This window comes from Mesorhizobium waimense, from assembly GCF_003601975.1.
Taxonomy (GTDB): domain Bacteria; phylum Pseudomonadota; class Alphaproteobacteria; order Rhizobiales; family Rhizobiaceae; genus Mesorhizobium; species Mesorhizobium waimense.
Genome location: NZ_QZWZ01000034.1, coordinates 26,087 through 49,356, shown reverse-complemented (window position 1 = coordinate 49,356; position 23,270 = coordinate 26,087). Strand labels below are relative to the sequence as shown.

The window sequence follows — 23,270 nt, the reverse complement described above, 5'->3', positions numbered from 1 at the left end:
TGCATGCCTGTCGCGCAATCGAAGACCCGGGAGCGTGGACGGAGCGCATAAGTGGGAGGCTGCAGCGTGGCTTTTAGTGATGCCGTGATCGATGGAAGGGATTCACTTCTCGGGCGAGTCGCGAACACCGAAGCAATAGCCGGCCCAGTTTCACCTCACGAACATATTCGGAGGGAAACACTCGAACGGATCCAGCACTTCCTATCGAAGCCCCAGTTGCGTGTGTACCGGGACCTCAAGGGTATGTGCGAAAGGGTATCTGACAGCTATCGCGACCGCGTTGTCGTCGAGCTTTTACAGAATGCCCACGATGCTCATCCTGCCGGCGCACCGCCCGGTCGGATTCGGATCGCGCTCGATCCCAATGAGGGAGCCTGCGGCACTCTCTACGTCGCCAATGAAGGAGCCGGATTTGCTCAACGAAATTTCGATGCGCTTTGCAGTCCGACCCTCACCACGAAAAATGTCAACGAAGCAATCGGCAACAAGGGTGTCGGTTTCCTCAGCGTCTTTCAGGTCTCTTCCCACCCGGAGGTTTATTCCCGCCTCTCCGACACATCAGGCACATTCGATGGCTACTGCTTCGGTTTCGCCGCTGACGGGACATTGCGGACTTTTCTTGAGACCGAAGAACTCGGTGATCACGCGGATCAGATTATTGCCAGCATGCCGCGGCTCTACCTTGCCTGTCCGGCTTCCTCCTTTCCTGTCGCAGTTCAGAAACTTGCCTCCGAGCGTTTTGTCACAGTCATTCGCTTACCCCTCAAGAGTGATGATGCGCTTACCGCAGTCCAGCGTCAGTTGGCACTGCTGAGCGCCCAGACACCTCCGGTCCAGCTTTTTCTACCACGGATCAAGGAACTGAGCGTATCGATGGATCCTACCATCGCGGCGACCGTTCTCGAACGCCATTGCGAGGTGCTGCAGGTTCTTGATGACACCCGCCTACTGAAAGCACGTTGTGGCATTCGATCCTTCATTGTCGCCGAAAAGACCGTCCCCCATCAAACGATGCTCGACATCATCCTCCGGGACATTGCTGCGGAAGCATTGCCCGAAGCATGGGAAGACTGGACGGGAGATGCAATTGTCTCGATAGCGGTAGCAGCGCACGGCGATCCACTGGAACCGCGACTCTACAATTTCTTGCCGATGGGCGAAGGTGCGAAGGCACCCTTCTCAGGGTATCTCGACGCGCCGTTCTTTGCGACGCTAGACCGCCTTCGTGTGCAGGATGGAGTAGAGGTGAACACCTTCCTGCTCGACACAGCTCGGCAGCTCGCCCTGGATGCAGCGGCACTCGCGCTGACTAGCCTTTCGCGCAGCGAGGCAAGGCAAGCCGTGCTCGACCTCGTGCTTTGGAACAAGACCGACGCTGCGATGCGCGAGCGTGTGCTCACCTCCGCCGTTCCCCTGGTTCCCACCGTCCCTGTGCTCGGCAGGAGTGAGGATTGGGCAACTTTCCAGAAGGCAAAGATATGGAACGGAGATGTTTTTCTTTCCCCCCCGCTTGGTTGCTCGTCACACAGGCTTTCCCATCGTGGATGCTGAACTGGGCCCGGCGCGTTTTCGCACCCTAAGATCCTTCGTCGAGGGGATGGGCCTACTCGATTGCTCACCAATGGAGCGAGCGGACGTTGTCGCGCAAGTCGCCGAGAGTCTGCCCCGAACACCATCGGGAATACCTAAGTGGAACCAGTTCTATCGCTCTCTGGCGGAACTCTTCCGCAACGACCACGTCGCGCTGGCGGGACGCCGGCTTCTGCTGACTGCCCGCGGCGATCTGGAGCGTACAGAGACTGTGGAACCGGTTCGCGGCAACCGCAAGCGGCGACTCAGTGCTGTATTCCTGCCCCCTCGGCGAGGAGTTTCGAGCCATGTCCCCGTTGGGCTTCCTAAAACCGTGCAACGACGACTCTCGTTCATGCATGGCGATCTTGAGCTTTCGATCGAGGGCAACAACCCAGTCCGACGCTTTCTCGTTGCCTCTGGGCTTGTCCGTGAGCATGAAAGCCGTGAAATCCTGCGGCTTCTGTCGATCGCTATCTCCGATCCTGGCGACACTCGCGATGCTGAGGGCCTCCGGTGGGAGGCACTCACCGCGATGATGCGCATCGTTAATTCCGAGGACACTGCAGACGGAGTGGTCGCGGAAATCAACCCACTCGTGCCAACCCGGGATGGCTGGTCGCGCGCATCTGGCGCCTACTTCTGCGGGAGGTGGCCGGGTACGAGAGGTCAAGATCTCGAGGCTCTCTTTGAGCGCGCTATCGGTGTCTCTGGTGAACTGGACCAGCATGGAAGCCGATCCCTTCGCCGATATGCCGACTGGCTGGTTGCGCCAAATGAGAGGGACAAATGGGTCGTATTCCTAAAGAAGGCGGGCGTGACGGACATCTTGCGTCCAGTGCCGGTGATCACCGGCCCTTCACCAAGGGAATATCCAGCTCACCTCCAGGCAACCCTGGCGCAGCGAAGCGGCCTTCCGGAGCGTCAACGCAAAGCGTGGCTTGAATCGATGGGGAATGGCTGGGCGGTCACAAATCCACAGACGCCCTATAGCGCCAGCAACCTGATGCGTCTGCCCGGGCAGTTGGATCACGAAGCGCTAGCTCCCATCGTCGCCCGCGAATACGCCGAGCAGGTGATCAGGTTAATCAACGAATCGCCAGAGATCCTGAGTTTCACTATCCAGCGTCCTCTGCACCAGCATGCCCCAAATACGCGGAGTTGGCCGTCGCCGATAGCGGCTTTCCTGCGCGCGGCTGAATGGGTTCCGCTCGCAAGCGGGGTCGTCGTCGGAATACGCGATGCTTGGCTTCCCGGCCCCGACAGTAGGACACCGCCACCCCTCCTGCCGATTGCCGCACTTGATTTCCGCCAGGAACTCGCGCGCCATCCGGGCGCCGCCGACGCTCTGCGCATTGCGGGTCTGGCCGAATACGGGACTCGATCCGCAGCATGGCGCCTCCTGGCCGCAGCGGGGGAACTGGTGACAACAACGACGATGTCCGCCGACGCTGAACGTTTGGTGGCCGCCGCCCAGGATGCCTGGTTACTAGCCGACCTCGATCTTGATCCCCCGATAGGATTGCGTTTCCTGGGACGACGGGGCGGGCGGATTGTTGCAGCCAAGCCCCGAGCTCCGGAGGCCGGCCCGTTCCTCGTTGCCGATGGCGATGATCGGCAGATGGTTGCCGCGAGCACTCGCGCAGACCCCGCAACTATCGTGATCGAGCCACCGACTGCACGGGCTCGCGAAATTGGTGCCTATCTCGCCAAGCACTTTCCAGGGGCAGTCCGTCGCGCTTCAGCTATCGTAGCACAATATGAAACCGAAGGCCGGTTGGTTACACCCGACCCGACGGACCGCACCATAGTGGAAGCGCTTGGCGACCAGGTTCGACAGGTCCTCGCCCTGACGTTGCGATACCGGAGCAGCTTTTACAGAGGAAATGCAGAGGAAACCCTCGCTCGGCTATCCGCCATCCGGGTCCGTAAGATTGCATCATTGTCGCTTCGGGTCGGGGAATTAGCCGACCCGGTGCCTCGCTTCCATGATCGGGCAGTGCTGATTGGTGGTGTGGTTCAGCCCACCATCCTTTATTCCGACGCGCTTGCGGCTTCGGATCGACTTCTGGTCGGCCTTGCACCCGCCATAGGGTCCGCCTTGAACGCACCTCACGTCATTGGCGAACCACTGCTGGCCTTTGCCGCCGAACTTGGCGCTCGCGCATTGGATTCAAGCTACGAAGATTATGCCGCTGTGCTTGGGGCGCCGATCGAGGACATAAGGGGGTTTCTCGGCGCCGCCCGCGCGTCGATTGGGAATCTGCTGCGCACACTACGTCCCCTGGTCGCTGTTTTCGCCGGGCCTGAAGCGGCAAGTCGATTTGTTCCGGGACTAGGCCTAGCCACCGAAGACGACGTGGTTGCCGCGCTGAAGCTAGAGAACCATCACCTGCCCGTCGGGCATGAGGAAATCGTGCGACGCTGCCGAGAGTCCGCGGATCTCGCTGCGATCGCGGTGTCGCTCCGCATCGACCTGGCGAAGCTCAACGCTGAACTCGCAGCACTTGGTCCGCCCTATGAACCACTCGACCTTACTGATCGTCATGTCGCCACCCTCGCAACCTTCCTTATTCGGAATGAACCACTAATCCGGGAGAGCATCCGTCAATCGTTTCGGACGCGCTTCGACGCAGGCGAAGACCTTACAAATTACGTGGCCGCCCGGGCGGCTCCACGCCTTGCACTCCCCGCGAATTATGGGATCACCGAGACGGAGTTGCCCCAAGTGCGGATGCAGAAATGGCTCGATAATTGGATGGCAGACCTCGGTGTTCAGCCTTGCGCAGAATTACCGGGTCCTCGCTCCCAGTTGGACGCCGTCCGCGATGCAAATCTCAAGCTGCTACGCGTCCAGATTCCGGAACTACGCATCGCAGTGCTGGCACGAACAAGCGCGGATACCGCAATCCGAAAAAGCTGGGCGAGCATAGCGGAAGCCGAGGCCGCCGTTACCAACGCGGCACTGAGCCACGGTTGGACTGATTTCGATCGACTGAACGAGACCACCATCATTGCGTGGCTCAAGCGATCAGCGCTTTGGCCAGAAGGATGGCCGACGCTCGCCGAACTCGCAATAACCGAGGCCGAGAAGGTCGCACAACGACAGCTGGACGAGAGCAATCGGCTCGCCGCCGCAACCGTGAAGCGCCAGATGACGCACAGTGGTGGCACCTTCACGTTCGGCGTCGATGCCATGGGAAGTCTGGCCGATCAGATTTCTGCGCTGGTTGCGGAAAATGGCACTCTGCTCAACACAGCGTCGAGGACCGTCCAGGGTCAGGCCCCAAATATTTATCCATCGGGCGGCTGGGGTGGCGGAGGAGGAAATGGTGGCAGTTCAGCCACCAGGATGACCGAAGAGGAGCGCAGCTTGATCGGCTTTTTTGGGGAGTCCATTGCGTTCGCATGGCTGAAACGGAAATTCGGCGGCAAGCGCATCGTCGACGAGAGCTGTTGGAGATCGGACTATCGTAAACACATCTGCGGTGAGCCGGGCGATGACAACCTCGGTTACGATTTCGAGGTTATGAACGGCGGCACCCGGTGGCTCTTTGAGGTCAAGAGCACATCTTCCCCCGGCTCCGGCGCGGTCCAGTCGCTGGAACTGGGACCGACCGAGTATCGCTGCGCAGAAGCTTGTAAAGCCGATCGTCGTGCTCGGTACCGGATTCTCTACATCACCGACGCTCTCCGCCCGGAGAAAGCCAACATCTTTCCCCTCCCGAACCCCCGAAGCCGGGAAGGGCTGACGTTCTACACGGACATGCATGCGGGACATCGTCTCTATTTCCCGCTCAAGCCATGATCGGTCAATAATAGCCGGTGTAGTCGTGATTTAGGTCTCAGGTTGCAGCCAACTCTCCGAGAATAACAAGGACGATGGATAGCAGCATCTTGGTGCGTTCGGGTCCCTCCCAACCATCGGGGCCGCTTTTCCCGCCATGAAAGAGGTTGTTGCGTACAGTCTGGCAAAGGATAATGACCCGCCCCAGCGGGGAGGTATCTTCGGCAAAAGCAACCGGCCTGAAATCCAATGTCCCATCCTTGCCCACGACCTGCTTTTTGGGTTTGCCGCCATCAACGCGGCGGCTGGTTCTGAAATCCGATAGTCACCCTCCCATCGCTCACGAAACAGTTTCCACCCTGCCTCTGCGGGCTGACCGGCATCGGGATTTTGAGATAGCCATTGACCTTCAGAGCAAAATCGAAGCGAGCGAAATAATAGAGAAAGTCGAAGGCAAGTTCCTTTAGGTCATCTTCGATTTCGGCCCTGCGCACAACCGCTTTCCCTATATACGAATAATATCCCAGTCTTGCCAGTCGGCGCCTCTTGCCACGACCTTCGCGGTCCATTCTTCTGCAGCGTTGCCAAACAAACCGGGCGCCAAAGTCACATCAGCCAATGGGTTATAGACTATCTGAACGGGCAATTTCGGAACGGCGACCTCCGGAGGAACGCACCCGATCAATGCACTAATGTGGGAATAATTTGGATCGAAAAACACCGCAGTCGGAACTGACGCATTGTTGTGATTGAATGTCGCAGGCATCACCGTGACCATCGTTCCGAGAAAACGGCCGGTCTCTTCGTCCACTCTAAACGCCAAAGGTCCGATTGCGAGCGAAGCCTCGGCGACGTAAGGCAGCATCTGCGACGCGCCATGAGTTAGCGGATGCCATCCGAGCTGACCCCCATCGATCGCGATCACGTAGGCATCGTCCGGCTTCACGACATTCTTGCGTCTATACTCGACGCCCTTTTTCGACTTGGCGGCTAATGCAGCCGTCCAGCGCAGGAGCCTTTGCGAGTGCGGAACAATCGAACCGGTGAAGGGGAGACCGCGCGGAAGATCGGGACCAGGTTCAGGAGAGGTTGCCTCCACCCATATGGCACGGCCCCCGTGCTCGAAACGGAAGTCTGGCTGTCCCTCTGGTCGCGAGGTGATGTTGTGGCCGCAAGCGGCTAGGTGGCGGGCGAGCAACATCTCCCACACGCGCTGCGCAAACTTGGCGCCGTCTCCACTCGTGAGCTCCATCGCAAAGTGCTTGTTTGCGAGGCCAGCGGAGCGATGAGCATCCCAGAGTTCGGAGAAGTATTTTAGACGACCGGGTTGGGACTGGTAGCGCTTTTCAAGAAAATCGATGACTCGGTGATGCATTGGTCTTTCTGCACAGTGAACGCGACCAGAAGAAGCCGACGCAGTGGTCGCGCGCTCAGTTAGCTGGACTTTCGAAGTGGTCGTAGAGAAAAATGGCCCGCGGCTTTCGCTTGAGTTACCGATATAGCGCGCCTCGATCCACGTCGAGCGCTGCAACTAAGTAGCGAGGTCGAAGAAGATTTCCACATCGGCTAGCCATCCATCCAAGAACCGCACTCCGGTGCCTGGCCGCCCTCGCAAAATAAGGTGCTCCGGCATGTCCACAGCGAAGATCCCTAAATTGGCGGCAAAAGCCTGAACGGCCTCATAGGTATTCCTTGCACGGTGGGCAAAGAAATGTCGGAAAATCTTTGCCTCTGAGAAGACTTCTGCGTTCAGAGATAGAGCAAGGGTAAGGTTCGGGAGATTTGAGACAGAATACTCTAAGAGGACCTTCTCCGTGTCCTTCGGATCACGAAAGGTAATCTCATCCCTTTCTACAATTCTTGAGGGGCTTCCCCGGTTGGAATATCCCCTTGGGTTAAGCGTGCGATAGATGAAGGCGGCGGCTTCCTCAGTTGAGACAGGCTGGACTGTGGCGGTAATTCGCGCACCCGCGGCCGTGCGGCTCCGAAGCAAGGAGCTCTTCGTGTACTGACGCAAACCGACAACGACCAAATTGTCGAGCTCTATCGTCACAAATGCTAGTGCCCGCCTATCGTCTGATCCGAAAGGTGCGCTAATGGCCGACGCGATTTGCCGAAGCCGCCTCACGCGCGAAATCACTGAATCCCGAAGTTTAACTAAGTCAGTTGCGGGCTGCATTCAAAGAGCCGCATCTAGATAGAGGAAGCGCACCGCTTTAGCGCGACCTACGTTTGTCCCTTTCGTGGCTTCGACAAACTCTGAAAGCGCGGGATGCCTCTCCGGGTCCCTTAACCCGTCGATCAATATGGCCAAATCAACCGCACCAGCCTGAAGCGCTGCGGCAACTTCAGGCGCCGAGTCGGCTGCCTTTTGCCTCAGGCCTAAGTCAAAATGGCGGTCAATGAAAATGAGCACAATAGTTTGGAACATGTAACCACGCAGTAACTCGCGCTCACCGCCGGCAACCTCTTGGAGCGCGTGATCAATGCCGGTGGACACATAAGCAAGATACTGATCCTCCTCCTCGAACGTTGTATTGAACCGCTTGTAGAGCGCATCAATCTGTGCGGCTTTGGTGGTGACAAACCCGTTCAACGTTGTATGGACGATGTCAGCGTAGAGCCGACTGTCTACCATTCGTATGATGTCTCGACGGGTCAGAATTCCGGTGGCTCGAAGCGGCTCGGAAAACCGTTGAGCTAGGCGCTGAATAAACCACTTGAATGGTCCCTGATACTTGGCGTTCCTTTGTTCCTCGTCGTTTAGAGGAACGTTGCTGGCATTCATCCTTCGGAAAGATTCCTGTATCTCGGCCGGCTGAACTCCGCGGAACTCGTCAATCGGCAGACTGTAAGATATGAAGCTAGATTGGAATTCTTCCGACAATTGTCCGTAGTTCTTACCTCTTAGCTCCTCTGTCTCAATCTTCGTGGAAAGTTTGAATTTCCCATTGTAGAAGCTCTGCAGAGTATGGCTTCTTTGCTGACCGTCCACTATTTCTTTTACTGTGGTACGGGTCCGCAGATCAACTTTCGCGTATAGAAAGATCTTCGGTATCGGGTATTCAAGAAGAATCGATTCAATAAAAAATGACCGTGCGTAGGGGCCCCAAATTCCCGCATTCCGCTGGTACTCCTCGTTTACCGTAATGAGCTCTTCGTTGAGAGCCTTGCAGTAGTCACCTACGGACATCGGCGAATAAACGGCTCGCATAACATTCCTTTCTGGAAAACCCCGTTACGGGACCAAGTGTGAGCCATCAGCTCGCTGCGCGGTCAGACGTCGACTCTACCATGCCATATACAGCCGGATAGAGCCGCCCGGCATTGGCGAGCCAAGACATCACGGTGAGATGGGCCCGCCAACCCCGGTATTCGGGATCATCATCGATACCGAGCGCGCGGTCGCCGATTGGCGCATAGCGGGTCAATTGCTGGGCGATGCCCTGCCGGCCGAAAATCCAGCAAGCGACGCGATGCCGAGAAAGCATCACGCACAAGCGACCAGCGTCGAGGTGGAATGCCGTTGCATCGGCGCGCCCTGAAAGCGGGTGATGCACGAACATGAAAGCGCGCTCGATGCCCTGATACCGATTGGCGGTTTCCACGAACACAGCCGAGAGATCGCGACCAAGCCGTTCGCGCACAGCATTGACCTGGCTGACATGGGCACAGACGACGCCGATCATGCCCGGGGTGACGCGCGAGACCACGCCATCGTCGCTGACCCAGGCCTGTCGCATAAGTAGGCGCCGAATGGACCCGACGAGCTCGTCGGCAATTTCCTCATCGCGCTCACCGGTCAGCTGCGGGGGCAATTCGACCATCACGATCTGGGAGCCTGAAACGACGGCGTCGAGCGCTGCATCGAACGGCATGACCCCCGCGACGTCGAAGCGCAACTCACGATCCCGACTCATCGCTTCGAACGGTAGGTCGGGGTAGAACGCAGGCTGCACCAGACGAACCGTATCGACGTTGAGGCGTCGCGATACCGGCAAAGCCAGTTGCATGATGCTCGGATGCCGGTTGATCAGTGCTGCCGGGGACGACACCTGTGGACCAGACGGATTGCAACGCCACCGTTCGATCTCGCAGTTGACGAAGGGGTCGATCTGACCCGGATCGCCGATGAGGACATGGTGCGGCGCCAGATTGGCAATCAACTGGAAACGGTAGTCAGGAAGCTGGAATGCTTCGTCGACGATCTGCAGGTCGAACATTGGTTCGCCGGTGGCGATCCAGCTCCACTTGGCGGCATTGCCGATGGTAATGCCGGGATCCCGGGGGATGTGGCCGAAGTCGTGAATAATGCGGATATTGCTGTCGGCCCGAACGTCCGCTGGCAAGTCCAGGCCCTTTCGCGCGTAGAGATGGATCGGGTACCCATCCGCGTTGCGCCCAAGACGGCGTGCAACGTCGAAGGCCTGCTCGTTGGTCTGCGTCACGACCATGCACCGCTGATCAAGAAGGCGGGCGCTCTGAAGAGCCAACCGCTGCGCGACGCCGGTCTTGCCGGCGCCGGGCGGCGAACGCAGGACGACGGCGGGAATGCCTTGCCACTGGCTTTCCAGAATCTGGCTCAGAGCGTCGTCGGCGAGAATCTGCGGAGCGGTCACCGTACCAGCTCTTCGACGGCGGCCAGGAGGTCGTTTGGTCGGGCGCGCGTCGCCGGCGTTGCTGCCGGAACCGCGTCCCCGTGGGTCCAGGGTGGTGCGGCCAGCCGCGTGCCCATCTGCATGAACTCGCGAACCGTGCCGCCCCAATCGGGACGCTCGGGGCCGAAGTCGAAAATGGCGGCAATATCAAGTTCCATAGCGGCGCGTTTGCCGTCCTCGACGATCCCGCTCACCCAGCTGAACGGACCGCGGCGTTCGACCTCCGTGATGCGGATGCAAACCTTGGGATCATCGAGATGCCAGAATTCGTCGCCGGCGCGCAGGTGCAGGCTATCTTGATGGGTGGTCAGCACCATGCGGTATTCGAACGTCCGAGGCGCCAGCCTCACTTTCTGGCGGTCGACGAGGGTGCCGCGCAACACGGTGCCACTTTCGACGGCGCGTTCACGAGCAGCCCGGTCATGGCGTAGGAAGGCAGCCTCGACATTGTCGACGGTCCGCTCGCGCGCCACGATCTTGAAGGCCGCAGCTTTGGCGGAGTCATGATAGGGCAGCCGATGGCCCTGGTCCCTTGCTTCCATGAACCCGGCGAACTGCGCCGCCTCTTCTTCAGCCAAGGGCAAAAGCGCAGGATTGTCGAGCCATTCCGGCCGCGAAAGGATGGCCATCGCCGCTTGGGTCGCCGTGTAGATCGGGCGAATGACGCCCTCGATCATCTGCTGGATACGCTCGGCATGGAAAACCTGGACGCGCCTATCGTCGTCCTTGCGGGCCTTGTTGAAGAGCTCAACGGCAGGCTGCAGTTCATCGGCGTCGAAACGCGGATCGGTTTTGGCGCCCATTGGGTGCTTTTCAGCCATCGCGACCGCTGCCAGGATGTCTCGTCCCGGCGGCGGTGCAATCCATGTCAGCAGCGCGCCTAGGTGTTCATCCTCGGTTTCCTGCTGACCGGTTGCATAGTGAGCCCGCAGCGCGGAGGTGGCGCTGATCAAAGCCTGCTGGCCAGTGATAGGGGACCGTTCGCCGGCATAGGTCCACAATTCTCCGAGCCGTTGAACGTCGGCATCATCGGTGAAACGCAGCCGGTCGGCGAGCGTGTCGAGATGGCCCAAGGCCCCCTCCGAGGATACCCAGAGCTGGGGAAAGGTTTGCTCAGCTCGGCATTGAGCATAATAGGCCTCGAAGTGCGGAAGCAACCACCGCAACAGCTCATATTGGTCGTCGCGGCGGCGGGGATCGGCGACGACCTTGATTTGGGGCGGCACGCCGAGGCGACCGATCGCGACCGCATGCACTGAGGTGTCTTCGCCGGCCATCGAAAGCATAGTGACGATATGCGCCCGTGGCTGGATGATCACTTGCCGCTGCCTGACGATGCGCACCGCTTCGCCGTGTTCCAGTGCCCGCATCCGGGCGACAACATTGAGATAATCAGCCATTGGCTATCCTATCGAGCAGGGCGGAGGCGGCTCGGAGTTCGGCCGCCAGCACTTCCTCTGCGCGGTTGTCCGGCGGGCGCCCGCTGCCATTCAAGAGATCCATGGCGCGATTGAGCGAACCTGCGGCTGCCAGCTGTTCGGCCGCTTGGTCACCAAGTATAATCGCGTTGCCCTGGGCCTGTGCTTGCGCGCGGCAATGCTGCCAGAGGGCGCAGTGCTCCTTGCACGTCGAGCAATAATGGTTGGGCAGCTGTTCGAGGGCATTGGGTGTCGCGAGGGACGCGCTGGGCGGCAGCATCTGCTCGATCTGGTCCAGGTCCCTTGGCGCCGTCGCCAGGGCCCGCGTCAGCGATGCCAGTTCGGCCTGGGCCCGCATGGCCCCATATAGCCTCGGGGTGAAGGAGCCTGGCGCACGCAAGACCATGTCCACGCGGTCGCCGGCCAGTTCCATCGAGCGACCCAACGAAACGAGCAATTGCTGGAGCGCCAGCGTACCCACGGATGCTTCCCTGCAGGCCGAGCGAACGTCCGCCTTGTTGGTCTTGCCGATACGGTCGGCATAGGACTTGATGACGCCCACGCGATAGAATGGATCCACGTCGCTTGCGACAAGATAGTCCAGCTCGATGGCATGGGTGACGCCGACGATGGTCAGGGTGAGCCGCGGCTTGAGGATCAGGTTTGGCGCTGTCGGGTCGCCCCGCAACTTCAGCTCGATCAGCCGGCGGGTTTCGCGCTCGCGGCGATTGCGATCCACAGGCGTGTCGCGGGGTGCGTGGTCCGCAACGCTCGCAATCTTGGCGTCAAGCTGTTGGAGGTGCCCCTTTTCGCGATAGGCCGTCAGGAGAGATCCCGCGGCATTGGAGAGAAGGCGCCTTTCGAAGGCCTGGGTCAGGGTCATGGCGAAGGGCGACATCGCGTCGGGCACTTCACCCAGAATGTGCTTGATTACCTCGTTGGGGGTGAGCCCCGCTATGACGATCGCCCGCAGCCGAGTGCAATCGGCGTTGCGCGCAACACTCTCGATGCCACGCGCGCCCACCTCGACGGGCGCGAGCCCGCCGCGAAGCTGGTGCAGTCGAGAATTTTCGGGGGTCACTTGATGGCCCTCGACGCTGCTGCGGTGTCGATGAGCACCGGCCGCCCCCAGAGGCGAACCTGTTGGCTGGCAGTCGTGAACCGGGCGCAAGCTTCTCCGCGCTCGGTGCGGTCCGCGTCTTCCAGGACGGATAGCTCGGCTCGGGCGGCCTCCGTTAGCCTATCGGTATCTATGGGCTGGCCGGTCTCGGTCGCACCGGGGATCGCACGAGCAATGGGAAAAAGAAGGCGTTCGACGTTCTTGGCCTCGGGCGCGCCCGCTTCGCGCAACTGCTTCAACCGCCGCGCCAGGCTTTCTGCGATCCGCAGGTGATCGGTGCGCATGCTGCGCGATCCGATTATGCGCCGCTCAAGGTTCCATGCCGAGCTGCTGAGGAGGCGTGGGATCGCTGTGAGCTCGGCAGCATTGATTGCCGGAACGATCCAGGCGGGGCGGGCGGCAATGTTTCTGCGGGCGGCATTTTCCTCGTCACGCCTCAGGCTAGCAAAGCGGGAGGGCGACGGACGGATGCCAGTCAGTGCCGCAGTAAGGTCGGCAATGAGGGCTGGCGATGCCGGCACGCCCAGATCATCGAGTGCGTCGAGGGCAAGTTCACGCAGGGGCTTGGCCGGTTTGCGACCGCGGGGCGCGGCGATTTCGCGGGCTTCGAGTTCTGCAAAGCGCAGCTGCTCGGCCAGACTTTCGTACTCGGCATTGAGCTCGGCAATTCCCGCCTGGGCACGTTCACGACCAACCGCGTCCCCCGCCCCGAGCGACTTGGCCAGCCCGGCATAGGCCTGCTGCAGCTTTTCGGCGTTGCGGGTCAGCTTTTCGGCGATGGACAAGGTGCGAGACATGATGGCAATATAGGCTTCCACGTTCTTCCATGCAATACCATGCTTTGATATGCCTGTTCGGAACCCACTCAGGGCGCAAACATTGCTATTGCATAATCTGCATAATTTGCCTATTCTGCCTAACAAATGGAGACCAAGCAAGTGAAACAGTCTCAGCAGCGGCACGTGCTCACCCAAGCGATAGAGGCCAAGGTCCATCGGCTGGACATGGACGCGCTCGTCAGGCTGGCGGCAGATTTGAAAGTGCCGGTGCCCGCCGCAACCGCCCGAACGCAGCGCAGCAAAAGCACGCCGGCGGCGCATCCGGGCGGTCCCACCGAGCGCGTGCTCGTAGGCAAGGGGATTGGGCGGGTCATTCCAGCCGCAGAAGGGACACGCAGGCTTGATCAGATTTCCGTTGAGGACGAATCGACCGATTGGGCCGAAAGCGAACTGGTCGGTGCGGGCGAAATTGTTGAGCGCCTTGGCGTAGCTCGGGGTACGCTCGACAACTGGCGCAAGGGGAACAAGGTCATCGCCCTACGAAAGGGATTGCGCAACTACGTCTACCCTCTCCGTCAGTTCGAACGGCTCGGGCCGATTGGTGGTCTAGAGCGGCTAGCCTCGATGTTTTCATCCCACGAGGAAGCCTGGGAGTGGTTGGTCACGCCTAATCGTATGACCGACGGCAAGGCGCCCATAGACGAACTGCGCGCAGGCAATATTGAGCCGGTGGTGAAAGCTGCCGAAGGCGCGTTGGACTACGCGTGAAGCTTATTCCCAAAAAGATCCGCGAGCGGATCATCAGCGCGCGGGTCAGCGATTGGCCACGGATACTGCCCAGCCGGCATCGAGCCCAGCCTGCCGGGGCAGGATTCGGCTCGAGCCGATTTTCAAGCCCTTCGCGCCTATTCAAGATTCTCTATGCGGGCGAAGATTTCTCCACCGCCTTCGCGGAGGCCGTTGTTCGGGATCGCTTTGAGGGCAAGGAGCGGCGCTTTCTGTACCGTCCTCGGCTCGATGCGCTCTGTGTGACCTCGATCTCTTCGGATCGAGAACTGATCCTCGTCGATCTGACCGGAGCCGGTGCCTATGAACTGGGCGTTGATACCGATGCAAATCGGGCGCGCGACCATAGGTTCGGCCAGGAATTCTCGGAGCTCCTCCACGACCAAATGGCCGATGTTGACGGTATTCTGTTCGACTCTCGGCTGACCAATGCCCGATGTGTGGCTATCTACGAGAGGGCATTGCCGGCGCTTTCCGGCAGGGTGCCGATCGCCCTGCTGCAGGCCGCCGAGCTCGTTACCGAGTTGAAACGGCTCAACATCACCGTTCGCCGTGAACGCGGATTTGGGGTATCCTGAGCCGTGGCAGCCGAGGCCACGGGGAAGAGAGAAATTGCAAGAAGCTCTAAAGATCGGTTCACCGAAGCGGAACAAGCGGTTACAGACCGGTTGGGAAGGCTTTTTTCCCTATTATGCGGGCTTCCCAGAGCTCTTTGTCCGCGAAATTCTCGATAGCGCCAAGCTTCGTCCTGACGCGGTCGTGCTCGACCCCTGGAACGGCAGTGGGACCACGACCTACGCCGCCAGCCAATTGGGCCTCAAATCGATCGGGATCGATCTCAACCCGGTCATGATCATCGTGGCGCGGGCGCGCCTCTTGCCGCCCAGTGAGGCCGATCATTTGCGGCCGCTCGCGGCTACGATCCTTTCGCACTTGCGCGCCTCGCCAGTGACACCCGCCGACGGTGATCCTCTGCTTGCCTGGTTCCAGCCGTCCGCCGCCAAGGTTGTCCGCAGCATCGAACAAAACATTCGTCGCAGCCTTGTGGGCAGCATGACCAAATCGCCAGACGGCATCCACCTAGACCGCATTTCAGGCACTGCCGCGACGCTCTATGTGGCGCTCTTTGCCGCGTGCCGTCATCTCGCCGTATCGCTTCGATCATCAAACCCAACCTGGATCAAATTGCCCAAGGCCGACGATGACCGGCTGGATCCGACGGCATATGCGATTGCGCATCAGTTCGCCGAGAACGTGCGGGGGATGTCGAAGGCACTCGCCGCAAAGCAAGAGGCCGAAGAGAGTAGTGGCGCCGAGTTCACGGCAGGATCGAGCACGATCCAACTTTCCGATACCGCGACCATGGCCCTTGCCGAAGGAAGCATAGACTTCGTCCTCACATCCCCGCCCTATTGCACGCGCATCGACTACACCGCTGCCACGCGTGTCGAACTGGCTGTCCTCGCTCCTTTGCTGAAGGTGAAGCCGCGAGACCTCGGTCGGCAGATGATCGGCTCAGTTCAGGTGCCCAGTGGCCCGATCGAGATCGATGAAAGCTGGGGCACAACTTGCTCCACCTTTCTCGCGGCTCTCAAGCAGCACCCGTCGAAGGCCTCTGGCGGGTACTATTACAAGACGCACCTCGACTATTTCGATAAGATTGCACGCTCGCTTGGCCGGGTGTCGCAAACGCTGAAGCCAGGCGGCAGAGCCGTTTTCGTCGTGCAGGACTCCTACTACAAGGAGATACACAACGACCTGCCCAGGATCCTAGCGGAAATGGGCGTGCTGCAGGGACTGTCCTTTTCCGGCCAGGAAGACTTTCACCTTCGCTCGATGTCCGACATCAATCCAGGCAGGAAGACCTACAAGCGGCCCATGGGGGCCACCGAGTCGGTCCTCTGCTTCACCAAGCCAGACTAGGTCCGGCGCCTCGGTTTGCGGTGCATGCATTTGGGACGCCAAGAGAGCTGAGCCCGATCTCGCAGACCCAAGGCATGCTGATGCGTTTCATTCGCGGAAGCTTGAACGCCCTCTAGCGATGCTCGCTACCCAATTCTCCCCAGGCCACGTCCCACAAGTCCTCGCTCTCGACCGCAACCACAGCCGTCGTTTTTCGATATTCGGCGAGCACCTCCGCTGCCGGCCGTCGCCGGTCCGTCACCGCATCCGCGTAACCTGTGTGTTCATGGCCGTCAGGTTCGAACCATTCCATGCGTTCGACGCTCGCCATGGGATCGCCCTTCGTCCCGTGCGAAATCCTGATGATAGCCGAGACGCCGAAATCCATAATGTCCGCATCCATAGCGACGCGTCGCCACCGCCTAGCCATCTAACTCTCCACACCCATCTTGTTCCACGGTGGCTGGATCATTTTGATCAGCCCGGCTTCAAGCCCAGCGGCCGTGATCACCGGCAAGCCGTTCCACTCGAGCGCAGGGGCATCGCGATGTAGATCTCGACGACTGTGCCTGCTGTTACGTGTTCATTGATGATCTGGTTTACGCGGGCGCTTGTTTTTTGCCCGGCCTGCCCGAGCCGGTAGTTTGACATACGGCTGCGGATGCCAGCCCGACTCACCCCGATGTACTTGATGAGACCGTCGACCACGAACACGTAGACGCCCGCGTCGCGTGGTGCGGAGGTGTCGAGCCCGATGCCGCCTGCGCCGTCGGCCACCCACATACCCAGACGCTCGAATCCGGCGTCCGCGAGCACGTCGATCGCGACATCGGCGCGAACCTTCGGGATAGGCTTTGACTTGGGAACAACGACGAGGCCGCGCTGGAGGCCGCCTTCGATGCCGGCGTCGACCGCCACCTTGCGGACGTGTTGGTACCGGATGTTGAGGAAGTCCGCGACCTCCGTTCGCATGTAGCCTTCGTGCAACAGCGCGCGGATCTTCTCGCTCTTGGTCTCCAGCCCTGCGATGACGACAGTCATTTCACGCTTCATTGGCGACGAAGCTGCGAGATCAGCTTATCGATGTCAACTGCTTCCACGGACGGCGTTGGCGGCAGCCTGTATCCAGGGCATGCCCAATTCCTCAAGCCTTTGGCGTCGCGCGCACCCGCGCATTCGTCCTCCCTGCGAGTCATTGGCCGGCGCCTCTACCCGCAGTTAGCCCTGTGTAGCAGCGCCCGATACGACGCGACGCGTTCGTGCACAGCGTGAGGTCGCCTCCGTGACGTGTCGGTCACGCTGAAAGAGCCTCGTCATCGCCTTCTCCATCCTCGTCGGTCGTCGCGCCGATCAGCATCGCATCCGCTGTGGGGCTGTGTCGGTTCAACAAGCCAGCGTCTTCGAGGGCCTCCAGCTCAGGCAGGTCGCGAAGGGTCTTGAGCCCGAACTGCAACAGGAACTCTTTGGTCGTGACATAGGTATAGGGAGCGCCCGGTGTCGGACTGCGCGGACCGGAGGTTATCATGCCGGAACCGCGGAGATGGCCGATCAGGTCGCGAGAAATCTCCTTGCCGAAGAACGACGACAGTTCTCCACGCGTGATCGGCTGGAAATAGGCGATGTACATCAACACGAGCACTTCGGATTGTGTCAGGTCAACGGCTCGCTCGTTGCCACCGACCGCGGTCAGGATGGCGTCGGAATAGGCGGGCCGCGTCAGATGCTTCCAGCCGCCGGCGACGGCGACCAGGTCGTAAGGCCGGCCGCGCAGTTCTTCGCGGATGTCGTCGATCAAGAGGTCGATGCTGCAGCTTTTCCCCACGATGCGCGCAAGCGTCTCGCGACCGACCGGCTCGCTGGCGGCGAAAATCGTCGCCTCGACACGGTTCATCCATTCCCGCCAGCGCACCGCCGGCGGCAAATGGTCCAGTTCCCGGTCGAAGAGATGGTCATCCGATCTCCCCTTCCCCCTTCGCGCGCGATCCGTCTCGGCCATCGTTCTCACAGCCCGAAAATGCGGAACGTGCTACGGCCGGACAGCTCGCGCACTGCGCCGAACTCTACCAGCCGATCGAACAGGCGGCGCAGGCCGCGGTCGCTCATCCCGATGTTTCTGTCTCCGCGCGATGCCATGATAGCATCCTCCGACAGCAATCTGTCGACGATGGCGTCTGCCCCTTTCGCCCGCAGCTTCGGCGCGACGGCGAGCAGCTTTTCCGCGCGGCGTCCAAGGTCCGCCGACAAGTCGATCGCGCGCAGCGCGGCGCGCGTCTGCGCGGCGAGCAAACCCTTTGCAAGCCCCTGCCCTGCCTCGACACCTTTTGTGGCAGCGACGAGGGTCAATCGGTGGGACCCGCCGCGACCGATGCCCCAGCCAGGCTCGGCGCCGAGAAGCGGTACCGCATGTGCCCAGCCCAGGCGCTGCGCCAGCAAGGCGTCGGCGATCCAAGGTGCGAGCGTGCGCCCCAAGCCCCGGCGCTCGGCGGCTGCGATAGCGCCGGTCAGCATTCCGACGGTTCCGGCACTAGCGCCAAGCTGCAGAAGCTCGTCCACCAGATCGCCGACCGATTCATCATCCCGGGCGTGACCGAATTCCGCCAGCACCGCCGCAAGATTATCTTCGGTCAGAAGATCTTCCACAGGCCGGGTTGCCAGGCGTCGCCAGGCGACGAGCAAAAGACCGGCAGGCCCGACGTTATCACCCGGTCGAGTGAGTAGTACGGCGTCGCGAAGGGCCGCTCCGTCCTCGACGCGGCCGGCTTGCTTTGCAGTGATCGCAGCAGTCGAAAGAGCCAGGCGCTGTCGCCAAGCCCCGGCCCATCGTTCCTGCTGGCGGACGACCGCATCGAGTGCGCCGATCACGGCGCCCGCCGCGATCGCCACGTCTTCAATGTCCTGTGCGGCAAGGCTTTGCGCGTCTGGGACCGCGCGGCGCATCCAGCTCGGCGCCGATGCCAACGGGGCGCCTGCAGCAACGCCTGCGGGTATGCTGTGATGGCGCGAGGAAGGTTTTGGACGCAGAATCATCGACAACACGATGAATCATGGCGGCGCTTTTAGCAATCTATTTGCACAAAATCCGCCGCGCTTGTCGCGATCTAACAACGAATGATAATGTTGCATTATCGTTCGTTTTTCGAAAGGCGCGCAAATCGCCTCAGGGACGCGCTTTTCGACCGGAAATGCTGAGAATTTCGTCTGGGAGCCAAGCCGCCGACAATCGCCAAGCTCGGCAGGTCGTCGGGCCTTTTCGAGTCGGCGGCTCCCAGCTGCCGGCCCAGATCGATGGCAACGACCACGGGTCATTCCATCGCAAGCTGACCTTAGCGCATTCTTCCCCTTTCGGCAAGGTCGGTTCACTCGCTGTCCGCTGCCCACAATTGCCGGGAGGCTCATCAAACCCGGCTCGATCGCATGGCTAGCGCTTTGAAACCACAAGGAAGTTTTCCCGCGTGTGGCCCGAGTTCGCCTGACGATCGGGCCCGCGCCCAGCCTCCGGACAGGTCGAGCAGGACGCCGAAATTCACGCCGATCGGGCCTCCGGGCGACATCGCGCGCATGCTTGTGCGGCCAGATGATTCGGGCTTTTTGGGCCTGTTTCAGCGGGCCGGAACCCCTTGCGAGGTACCGCCATTTTTGATTTTTGAATCGGTTTTCGTGAGACTGCGTGCATGCCGTCCGCGCCTGTGTCCCCCAAACCATTGATTTGCAGGCACTTGTTTCGCTGAAGGCGTGCACGCCGGTTGTCACGCAGTCTCATGAAAACTGAATCAAAACGCGCTGCCAGACCCTTTTTTTGTCACGTAGTCTCACGATTTCCGATTCACTCCCGGATCCGAGGGTCGACACAGGCGCTGGCACCCGCGGGGTGGAGGGATCCGCAAGACATCCGCGCGCAACAACCGGACCACGTCTGAAGCTGGCGCGAGCGATCTGAAAAGCTCTAGCACCGGTAGAAGATCACCCGCACCGATGGCACAAGCTGGTTGAGGTAATCGAAATCCCGGATATTGCCAGTCAGGACCGTCGCCCCGAGCAAAGCGGCCTGGTGGAAGATCAGCGCATCGTTGAGAAAGCGGCGTTCGTGCCCCTGCCCCGTCGGCAGCCGGGTCAGCCGGAACGACAGCCCGGCAAGCATGCCGGCGCGTCCCCACGCGATGGCGTCGGGAGCATGAAGCCGATGCGCCGGAATGTCCTCGATCGTGTCCTCAACCACCTTCAGGACCGCCTTCGTCGTGGCGTGGGCCGGGTCGAGTCGACCAAAGACATGGGTGAGTTCGGCAAGGCAAACCGCCGAGTGGTGACAGAGCCGATAGCTGAGAAGCTCATCGACCGCTTCGGGCGAGCGTCCCTGCAGGACGTCCAGATAGACACTCGTGTCAAGCAGAAGGACGCCGCCAACAGGCGGCTCGTCCCCTGCCCAGGACAGCGCGGAATCCGCTCGCCGTTCGAGCCCGGCGGTTCGCGCTTGCGGCTTGAGGGAACGCAGCGCGTTCCGCAGATCAAACGCCAAGATCGATGTCCGCGGGGATGCTGCCTTTGCGACCCACAAGGCGGGGGCCGAAGTCATCCTCAAGGGCCAGCCGCGACAAGGCAAGCTCGAGGAGTTCGGTGTCGGAGCTGACATGAGCGCGCTTCTTTGCTGCCTCGATCAGTTCCGACGACACCCTGCCCGAGAGGCGCGTGTTCTTGGCCGCGCCGAGAAGGCCAACCGCCCTCGCCTGTTCGAGTGTCAGGCGATTGCGGGTGCGAGCGGCCCGTTCGTCGTTTTCGGCGGCGGCGCGTGTGGCCATGATCGTTCTCCGGACGTTGAACGAAATATAAAGACTGTTGAACGCGAATGCAAGCCGGGTCGCCTGTTGGCAGCGTGGCCGCGACCTCACACTTGTGCCGCAGCCCGCGACGGACCGGACGGAGCTTGCGCGGGCAACGGCCCGTGCGACGAGCAACAAAGTGCTGCGCGTTTTGCAGTGATCGTTGGTGGACAAATCGGCTCGCAGATCGCACCTTGGGTCGCACAGAATCGTACGCCATGACATTCCCGGTAACGAGATTGATGGGCAATCCCCGCCATTTTATGAAACACACCGATCCGGCCGATACCGATGATTTGCCGGACATTGTCGATCTCGTGATGGAGATGGGCCATCCGACGCCGCATGAACCGCGCGGTGGCGAAGAGGCAGCCCCCTCCCCTCCCCTGCCGGTTCGAGCAAAGGAACAAGACCGGTTGCCTGGGCATCTCGAGCGCCTGGCGGAGCGCGCCCGCGATTATGTCGAAGCGGCGAGCTCAGCCAACACACGTCGCGCCTATGCCTCGGACTGGAAGCATTTTTGCGCCTGGTGCCGTCGCCAGTCTTTTGAGCCGCTGCCTGCGGACCCGCAGATCGTCGGGCTCTACATCACGGCGCAGGCCTCGGCGCCAGGAGCAGGCAAAAAGTCGGTGTCGACGATCGAGCGCCGCCTGTCCTCCTTGACCTGGAACTATACGCAACGCGGCCAACCGCTCGATCGCAAGGATCGCCATATCGCCACCGTGCTGGCCGGGATCCGCAACAAACACGCCTCCCCTCCCCGGCAGAAGGAAGCCGTGCTGCGCGACGATCTGATCGCCATGCTGGAGACCCTTGACCGCGGCACGCTGCGGGGCTTGCGCGACCGCGCCATGCTGCTCCTGGGCTTCGCGGGCGGCCTGCGGCGCTCCGAAATCGTCGGCCTCGATGTCGGCCGCGACCAGACCGAGGATTCTTCGGGCTGGATCGAGATCCTGGAAAAGGGCGTTTTGGTCACCTTGCGCGGTAAAACCGGCTGGCGCGAGGTCGAGATCGGCCGTGGTTCCGCCGACGCCACCTGTCCGGTTGTCGCGCTGCAGACCTGGCTGAAGCTGGCGCGCATCGCCCACGGACCGCTGTTTCGACGGGTGACAGGGCAAGGCAAAGCTGTCGGCGCCGACCGGTTGAACAGTCAGGAGGTGGCGCGACTGGTCAAGCGCTCAGCATTGACCGCCGGCGTGCGTGGCGATTTGTCGGAGGGCGAGCGCGGTCAGAAGTTCTCGGGGCACTCATTGCGTGCAGGGCTGGCATCCTCGGCCGAGGTCGACGAGCGCTATGTGCAAAAACAACTCGGCCATGCCTCGGCTGAAATGACGCGCCGCTATCAGCGCCGGCGCGATCGTTTCCGTGTCAATCTCACCAAGGCCAGTGGACTGTAGGGCGCAAGCGCCCTCCCCTGCCCTTCGGATGCGGACAATGCGTTATCGCCAGGATAGCTGGTCCTTCGGCAACCGGCCGCTCGGGTCGAATACGGTTATCCTGTGCGGCAGATCCGGACCCCAGTCCCAAAGGACCAGGTTGCGATCCTCCATCTCAGCCCCCGGCGCGAAGCTCGGAACCACAATGCCGGCAATATTTCGAGGTCGCAACCGGTCGTAGATGGACCAGGACGCCGGGCGCTCTCCGTCGCTGAGAGCAGTCGCCCAGGCGCAGGCCATCTCTTCGAGCGTCACAGAAAACTCACCCCTCCCCTCTTGCGTTGTCAGATCCGCGATGTCGTCACAATCGATCTCATAGGAGCAAAGCACGCACGGATCGATCCGCTGTGCGAAGCCCTGGTTGGCTTCCTTGATCGCAGTCATGATGGTCAGTGCCAGATAGAGTGCCGGCACGCCTTTGGGATTGAATCGGGCGCCTCGGCTCGCCGCTCCTTCGCCGGAAGTCGGCTTGAATGCCCAACGTGGATCGTGTGCGCGGTAGCAGGTTCTGACGACCCTCACGCAAACCCGCCAACGGCCATGTGATCGAGATAATCACGGACCGCTGCAGCCTTGCCGTCCTTCACCAGCGCCTCAGCGGTGCGTCCGCCAAATGCTGGAAGCGGCTGAGCCCGATACCAAGCCATCGCCTGCTCCTTGCCACCCGCCCAATCCGTTACGCGGCTGATGATCTCGAGCATTTCCCGCAGACGCCCCTGGGTCTTTACCGTGGTGCTACGCTCTGACCGGTAAAGGGTCTCGCGCGCAAGACCGGCAGTCTGGGCTAACTGGCCTTTGGACATGCCAAAACCGTCCGCGACCTGCTCGATCGCAATCTTCCCATTCCGGTCCATGTAGGACAAAATGAGAGGTCCGTTCTGCTCTGGGATCTTGAGTGCATGGGCCACGGTATTCACCCTACCATATCGAGAGTCATATTTGTTGTGCAAAAGATATGGCACTTCTCGACAGCTTTCAAGCTCAGGGACAACCAATTTAAG

23 protein-coding genes are annotated in these 23,270 nt (G+C 60.8%); 6 read left to right on the top strand and 17 right to left on the bottom strand.

Annotation, left to right across the window (positions count from 1 at the left end):
• Window positions 1–66: 66 nt before the first annotated feature.
• On the top strand, window positions 67–1,551 hold the full coding sequence (locus D3227_RS29945; RefSeq protein WP_147377715.1) for an ATP-binding protein: 1,485 nt from the start codon (window positions 67–69) through the stop codon (window positions 1,549–1,551).
• A complete protein-coding gene (locus D3227_RS29935; RefSeq protein ID WP_167480910.1) occupies window positions 1,490–5,377 on the top strand; it encodes a hypothetical protein in 3,888 nt (1,295 codons plus the stop codon). The genes D3227_RS29945 and D3227_RS29935 overlap by 62 nt, the downstream gene beginning before the upstream one ends.
• Window positions 5,378–5,414: 37 nt before the next feature.
• On the opposite strand, the gene D3227_RS29930 is transcribed toward D3227_RS29935, so the two are convergent.
• The 9 genes from D3227_RS29930 to D3227_RS29890 all read right to left on the bottom strand — a co-directional run bounded on the left by D3227_RS29930 (window position 5,415) and on the right by D3227_RS29890 (window position 13,370).
• Entirely contained in the window at window positions 5,415–5,606 is a 192-nt protein-coding gene (locus tag D3227_RS29930) for a hypothetical protein (protein WP_147377713.1), read from the bottom strand.
• 43 nt (window positions 5,607–5,649) lie between these two features.
• Entirely contained in the window at window positions 5,650–5,850 is a 201-nt protein-coding gene (locus D3227_RS29925; protein ID WP_120017817.1) for a hypothetical protein, read from the bottom strand.
• Between the two features lie 11 nt (window positions 5,851–5,861).
• Window positions 5,862–6,731 (bottom strand): hypothetical protein, encoded by an 870-nt coding sequence (locus D3227_RS29920; RefSeq protein WP_120017816.1) that lies wholly within the window; start codon window positions 6,729–6,731, stop codon window positions 5,862–5,864.
• A 156-nt stretch (window positions 6,732–6,887) separates the two neighbouring features.
• Window positions 6,888–7,409: a hypothetical protein gene (locus D3227_RS29915; protein WP_147377712.1), complete on the bottom strand. Its 522-nt coding sequence runs from the start codon at window positions 7,407–7,409 to the stop codon at window positions 6,888–6,890.
• Window positions 7,410–7,535: 126 nt separating this feature from the next.
• Window positions 7,536–8,570: a DUF262 domain-containing protein gene (locus tag D3227_RS29910; RefSeq protein WP_120017814.1), complete on the bottom strand. Its 1,035-nt coding sequence runs from the start codon at window positions 8,568–8,570 to the stop codon at window positions 7,536–7,538.
• A 46-nt stretch (window positions 8,571–8,616) separates the two neighbouring features.
• A complete protein-coding gene (locus tag D3227_RS29905; RefSeq protein WP_120017813.1) occupies window positions 8,617–9,975 on the bottom strand; it encodes an AAA domain-containing protein in 1,359 nt (452 codons plus the stop codon).
• Window positions 9,972–11,414, bottom strand: coding sequence for a hypothetical protein (locus D3227_RS29900; RefSeq protein ID WP_120017812.1), 1,443 nt, complete (start codon window positions 11,412–11,414; stop codon window positions 9,972–9,974). The genes D3227_RS29905 and D3227_RS29900 overlap by 4 nt, the downstream gene beginning before the upstream one ends.
• The gene (locus D3227_RS29895; RefSeq protein ID WP_120017811.1) at window positions 11,407–12,513 is read right to left on the bottom strand and encodes a hypothetical protein; all 1,107 of its coding nucleotides are present in this window, start codon (window positions 12,511–12,513) and stop codon (window positions 11,407–11,409) included. The genes D3227_RS29900 and D3227_RS29895 overlap by 8 nt, the downstream gene beginning before the upstream one ends.
• Window positions 12,510–13,370 carry a hypothetical protein gene (locus tag D3227_RS29890; RefSeq protein WP_120017810.1) on the bottom strand — a complete coding sequence of 287 codons (861 nt, stop codon included), beginning with the start codon at window positions 13,368–13,370 and terminating at the stop codon, window positions 12,510–12,512. Before D3227_RS29890 ends, D3227_RS29895 begins: the two co-directional genes overlap by 4 nt.
• Window positions 13,371–13,490: 120 nt before the next feature.
• Here D3227_RS29890 and D3227_RS29885 point away from each other — a divergent pair, with 120 nt between their 5' ends.
• The 3 genes from D3227_RS29885 to D3227_RS29875 are packed head-to-tail and all read left to right on the top strand — an operon-like array spanning window position 13,491 to window position 16,040.
• Window positions 13,491–14,099, top strand: coding sequence for an antitoxin Xre/MbcA/ParS-like domain-containing protein (locus D3227_RS29885; protein WP_147377711.1), 609 nt, complete (start codon window positions 13,491–13,493; stop codon window positions 14,097–14,099).
• Window positions 14,096–14,695 (top strand): RES family NAD+ phosphorylase, encoded by a 600-nt coding sequence (locus tag D3227_RS29880; protein ID WP_120017808.1) that lies wholly within the window; start codon window positions 14,096–14,098, stop codon window positions 14,693–14,695. Before D3227_RS29885 ends, D3227_RS29880 begins: the two co-directional genes overlap by 4 nt.
• Window positions 14,696–14,729: 34 nt before the next feature.
• On the top strand, window positions 14,730–16,040 hold the full coding sequence (locus D3227_RS29875) for a DNA methyltransferase (protein ID WP_167480909.1): 1,311 nt from the start codon (window positions 14,730–14,732) through the stop codon (window positions 16,038–16,040).
• A 112-nt stretch (window positions 16,041–16,152) separates the two neighbouring features.
• Here D3227_RS29875 and D3227_RS29870 read toward each other — a convergent pair whose 3' ends face one another.
• The 6 genes from D3227_RS29870 to D3227_RS29850 form a co-directional block, all read right to left on the bottom strand.
• Window positions 16,153–16,407 carry a hypothetical protein gene (locus D3227_RS29870; RefSeq protein ID WP_147377710.1) on the bottom strand — a complete coding sequence of 85 codons (255 nt, stop codon included), beginning with the start codon at window positions 16,405–16,407 and terminating at the stop codon, window positions 16,153–16,155.
• A gap of 119 nt (window positions 16,408–16,526) precedes the next feature.
• On the bottom strand, window positions 16,527–17,060 hold the full coding sequence (locus D3227_RS41865; protein ID WP_167480907.1) for a GIY-YIG nuclease family protein: 534 nt from the start codon (window positions 17,058–17,060) through the stop codon (window positions 16,527–16,529).
• 253 nt (window positions 17,061–17,313) lie between these two features.
• On the bottom strand, window positions 17,314–18,015 hold the full coding sequence (scpB, locus tag D3227_RS29865) for an SMC-Scp complex subunit ScpB (protein ID WP_120017805.1): 702 nt from the start codon (window positions 18,013–18,015) through the stop codon (window positions 17,314–17,316).
• Window positions 18,016–18,020: 5 nt separating this feature from the next.
• The gene (locus D3227_RS29860; RefSeq protein WP_120017804.1) at window positions 18,021–19,046 is read right to left on the bottom strand and encodes a DUF1403 family protein; all 1,026 of its coding nucleotides are present in this window, start codon (window positions 19,044–19,046) and stop codon (window positions 18,021–18,023) included.
• A 916-nt stretch (window positions 19,047–19,962) separates the two neighbouring features.
• Complete coding sequence (locus D3227_RS29855; RefSeq protein WP_120017803.1) at window positions 19,963–20,532, bottom strand: type II toxin-antitoxin system VapC family toxin; 570 nt, start codon at window positions 20,530–20,532, stop codon at window positions 19,963–19,965.
• On the bottom strand, window positions 20,522–20,812 hold the full coding sequence (locus D3227_RS29850; protein WP_120017802.1) for a hypothetical protein: 291 nt from the start codon (window positions 20,810–20,812) through the stop codon (window positions 20,522–20,524). The genes D3227_RS29855 and D3227_RS29850 overlap by 11 nt, the downstream gene beginning before the upstream one ends.
• Before the next feature lie 284 nt (window positions 20,813–21,096).
• Here D3227_RS29850 and D3227_RS29845 point away from each other — a divergent pair, with 284 nt between their 5' ends.
• Window positions 21,097–22,230, top strand: coding sequence for a site-specific integrase (locus D3227_RS29845; protein ID WP_425374566.1), 1,134 nt, complete (start codon window positions 21,097–21,099; stop codon window positions 22,228–22,230).
• 42 nt (window positions 22,231–22,272) lie between these two features.
• On the opposite strand, the gene D3227_RS29840 is transcribed toward D3227_RS29845, so the two are convergent.
• Both D3227_RS29840 and D3227_RS29835 read right to left on the bottom strand, forming a co-directional pair.
• Window positions 22,273–22,791: an RES family NAD+ phosphorylase gene (locus tag D3227_RS29840; RefSeq protein ID WP_120017800.1), complete on the bottom strand. Its 519-nt coding sequence runs from the start codon at window positions 22,789–22,791 to the stop codon at window positions 22,273–22,275.
• Window positions 22,788–23,177, bottom strand: a complete 390-nt coding sequence (locus D3227_RS29835) for an MbcA/ParS/Xre antitoxin family protein (protein ID WP_120017836.1) — start codon at window positions 23,175–23,177, stop codon at window positions 22,788–22,790. The genes D3227_RS29840 and D3227_RS29835 overlap by 4 nt, the downstream gene beginning before the upstream one ends.
• Window positions 23,178–23,270 lie beyond the last annotated feature (93 nt).

Excerpts from the sequence above, each read along its gene's own strand:
- D3227_RS29935 (WP_167480910.1), top strand. The coding sequence starts at position 1,490 with ATGTTTTTCTTTCCCCCCCGCTTGGTTGCTCGTCACACAGGCTTTCCC.
- D3227_RS29920 (WP_120017816.1), bottom strand. The coding sequence starts at position 6,731 with ATGCATCACCGAGTCATCGATTTTCTTGAAAAGCGCTACCAGTCCCAA.
- D3227_RS29910 (WP_120017814.1), bottom strand. The coding sequence starts at position 8,570 with ATGCGAGCCGTTTATTCGCCGATGTCCGTAGGTGACTACTGCAAGGCT.
- D3227_RS29900 (WP_120017812.1), bottom strand. The coding sequence starts at position 11,414 with ATGGCTGATTATCTCAATGTTGTCGCCCGGATGCGGGCACTGGAACAC.
- D3227_RS29870 (WP_147377710.1), bottom strand. The coding sequence starts at position 16,407 with ATGGATTTCGGCGTCTCGGCTATCATCAGGATTTCGCACGGGACGAAG.
- D3227_RS41865 (WP_167480907.1), bottom strand. The coding sequence starts at position 17,060 with ATGACTGTCGTCATCGCAGGGCTGGAGACCAAGAGCGAGAAGATCCGC.
- scpB (WP_120017805.1), bottom strand. The coding sequence starts at position 18,015 with ATGGCCGAGACGGATCGCGCGCGAAGGGGGAAGGGGAGATCGGATGAC.
- D3227_RS29860 (WP_120017804.1), bottom strand. The coding sequence starts at position 19,046 with ATGATTCTGCGTCCAAAACCTTCCTCGCGCCATCACAGCATACCCGCA.
- D3227_RS29850 (WP_120017802.1), bottom strand. The coding sequence starts at position 20,812 with ATGGCCACACGCGCCGCCGCCGAAAACGACGAACGGGCCGCTCGCACC.
- D3227_RS29845 (WP_425374566.1), top strand. The coding sequence starts at position 21,097 with ATGAAACACACCGATCCGGCCGATACCGATGATTTGCCGGACATTGTC.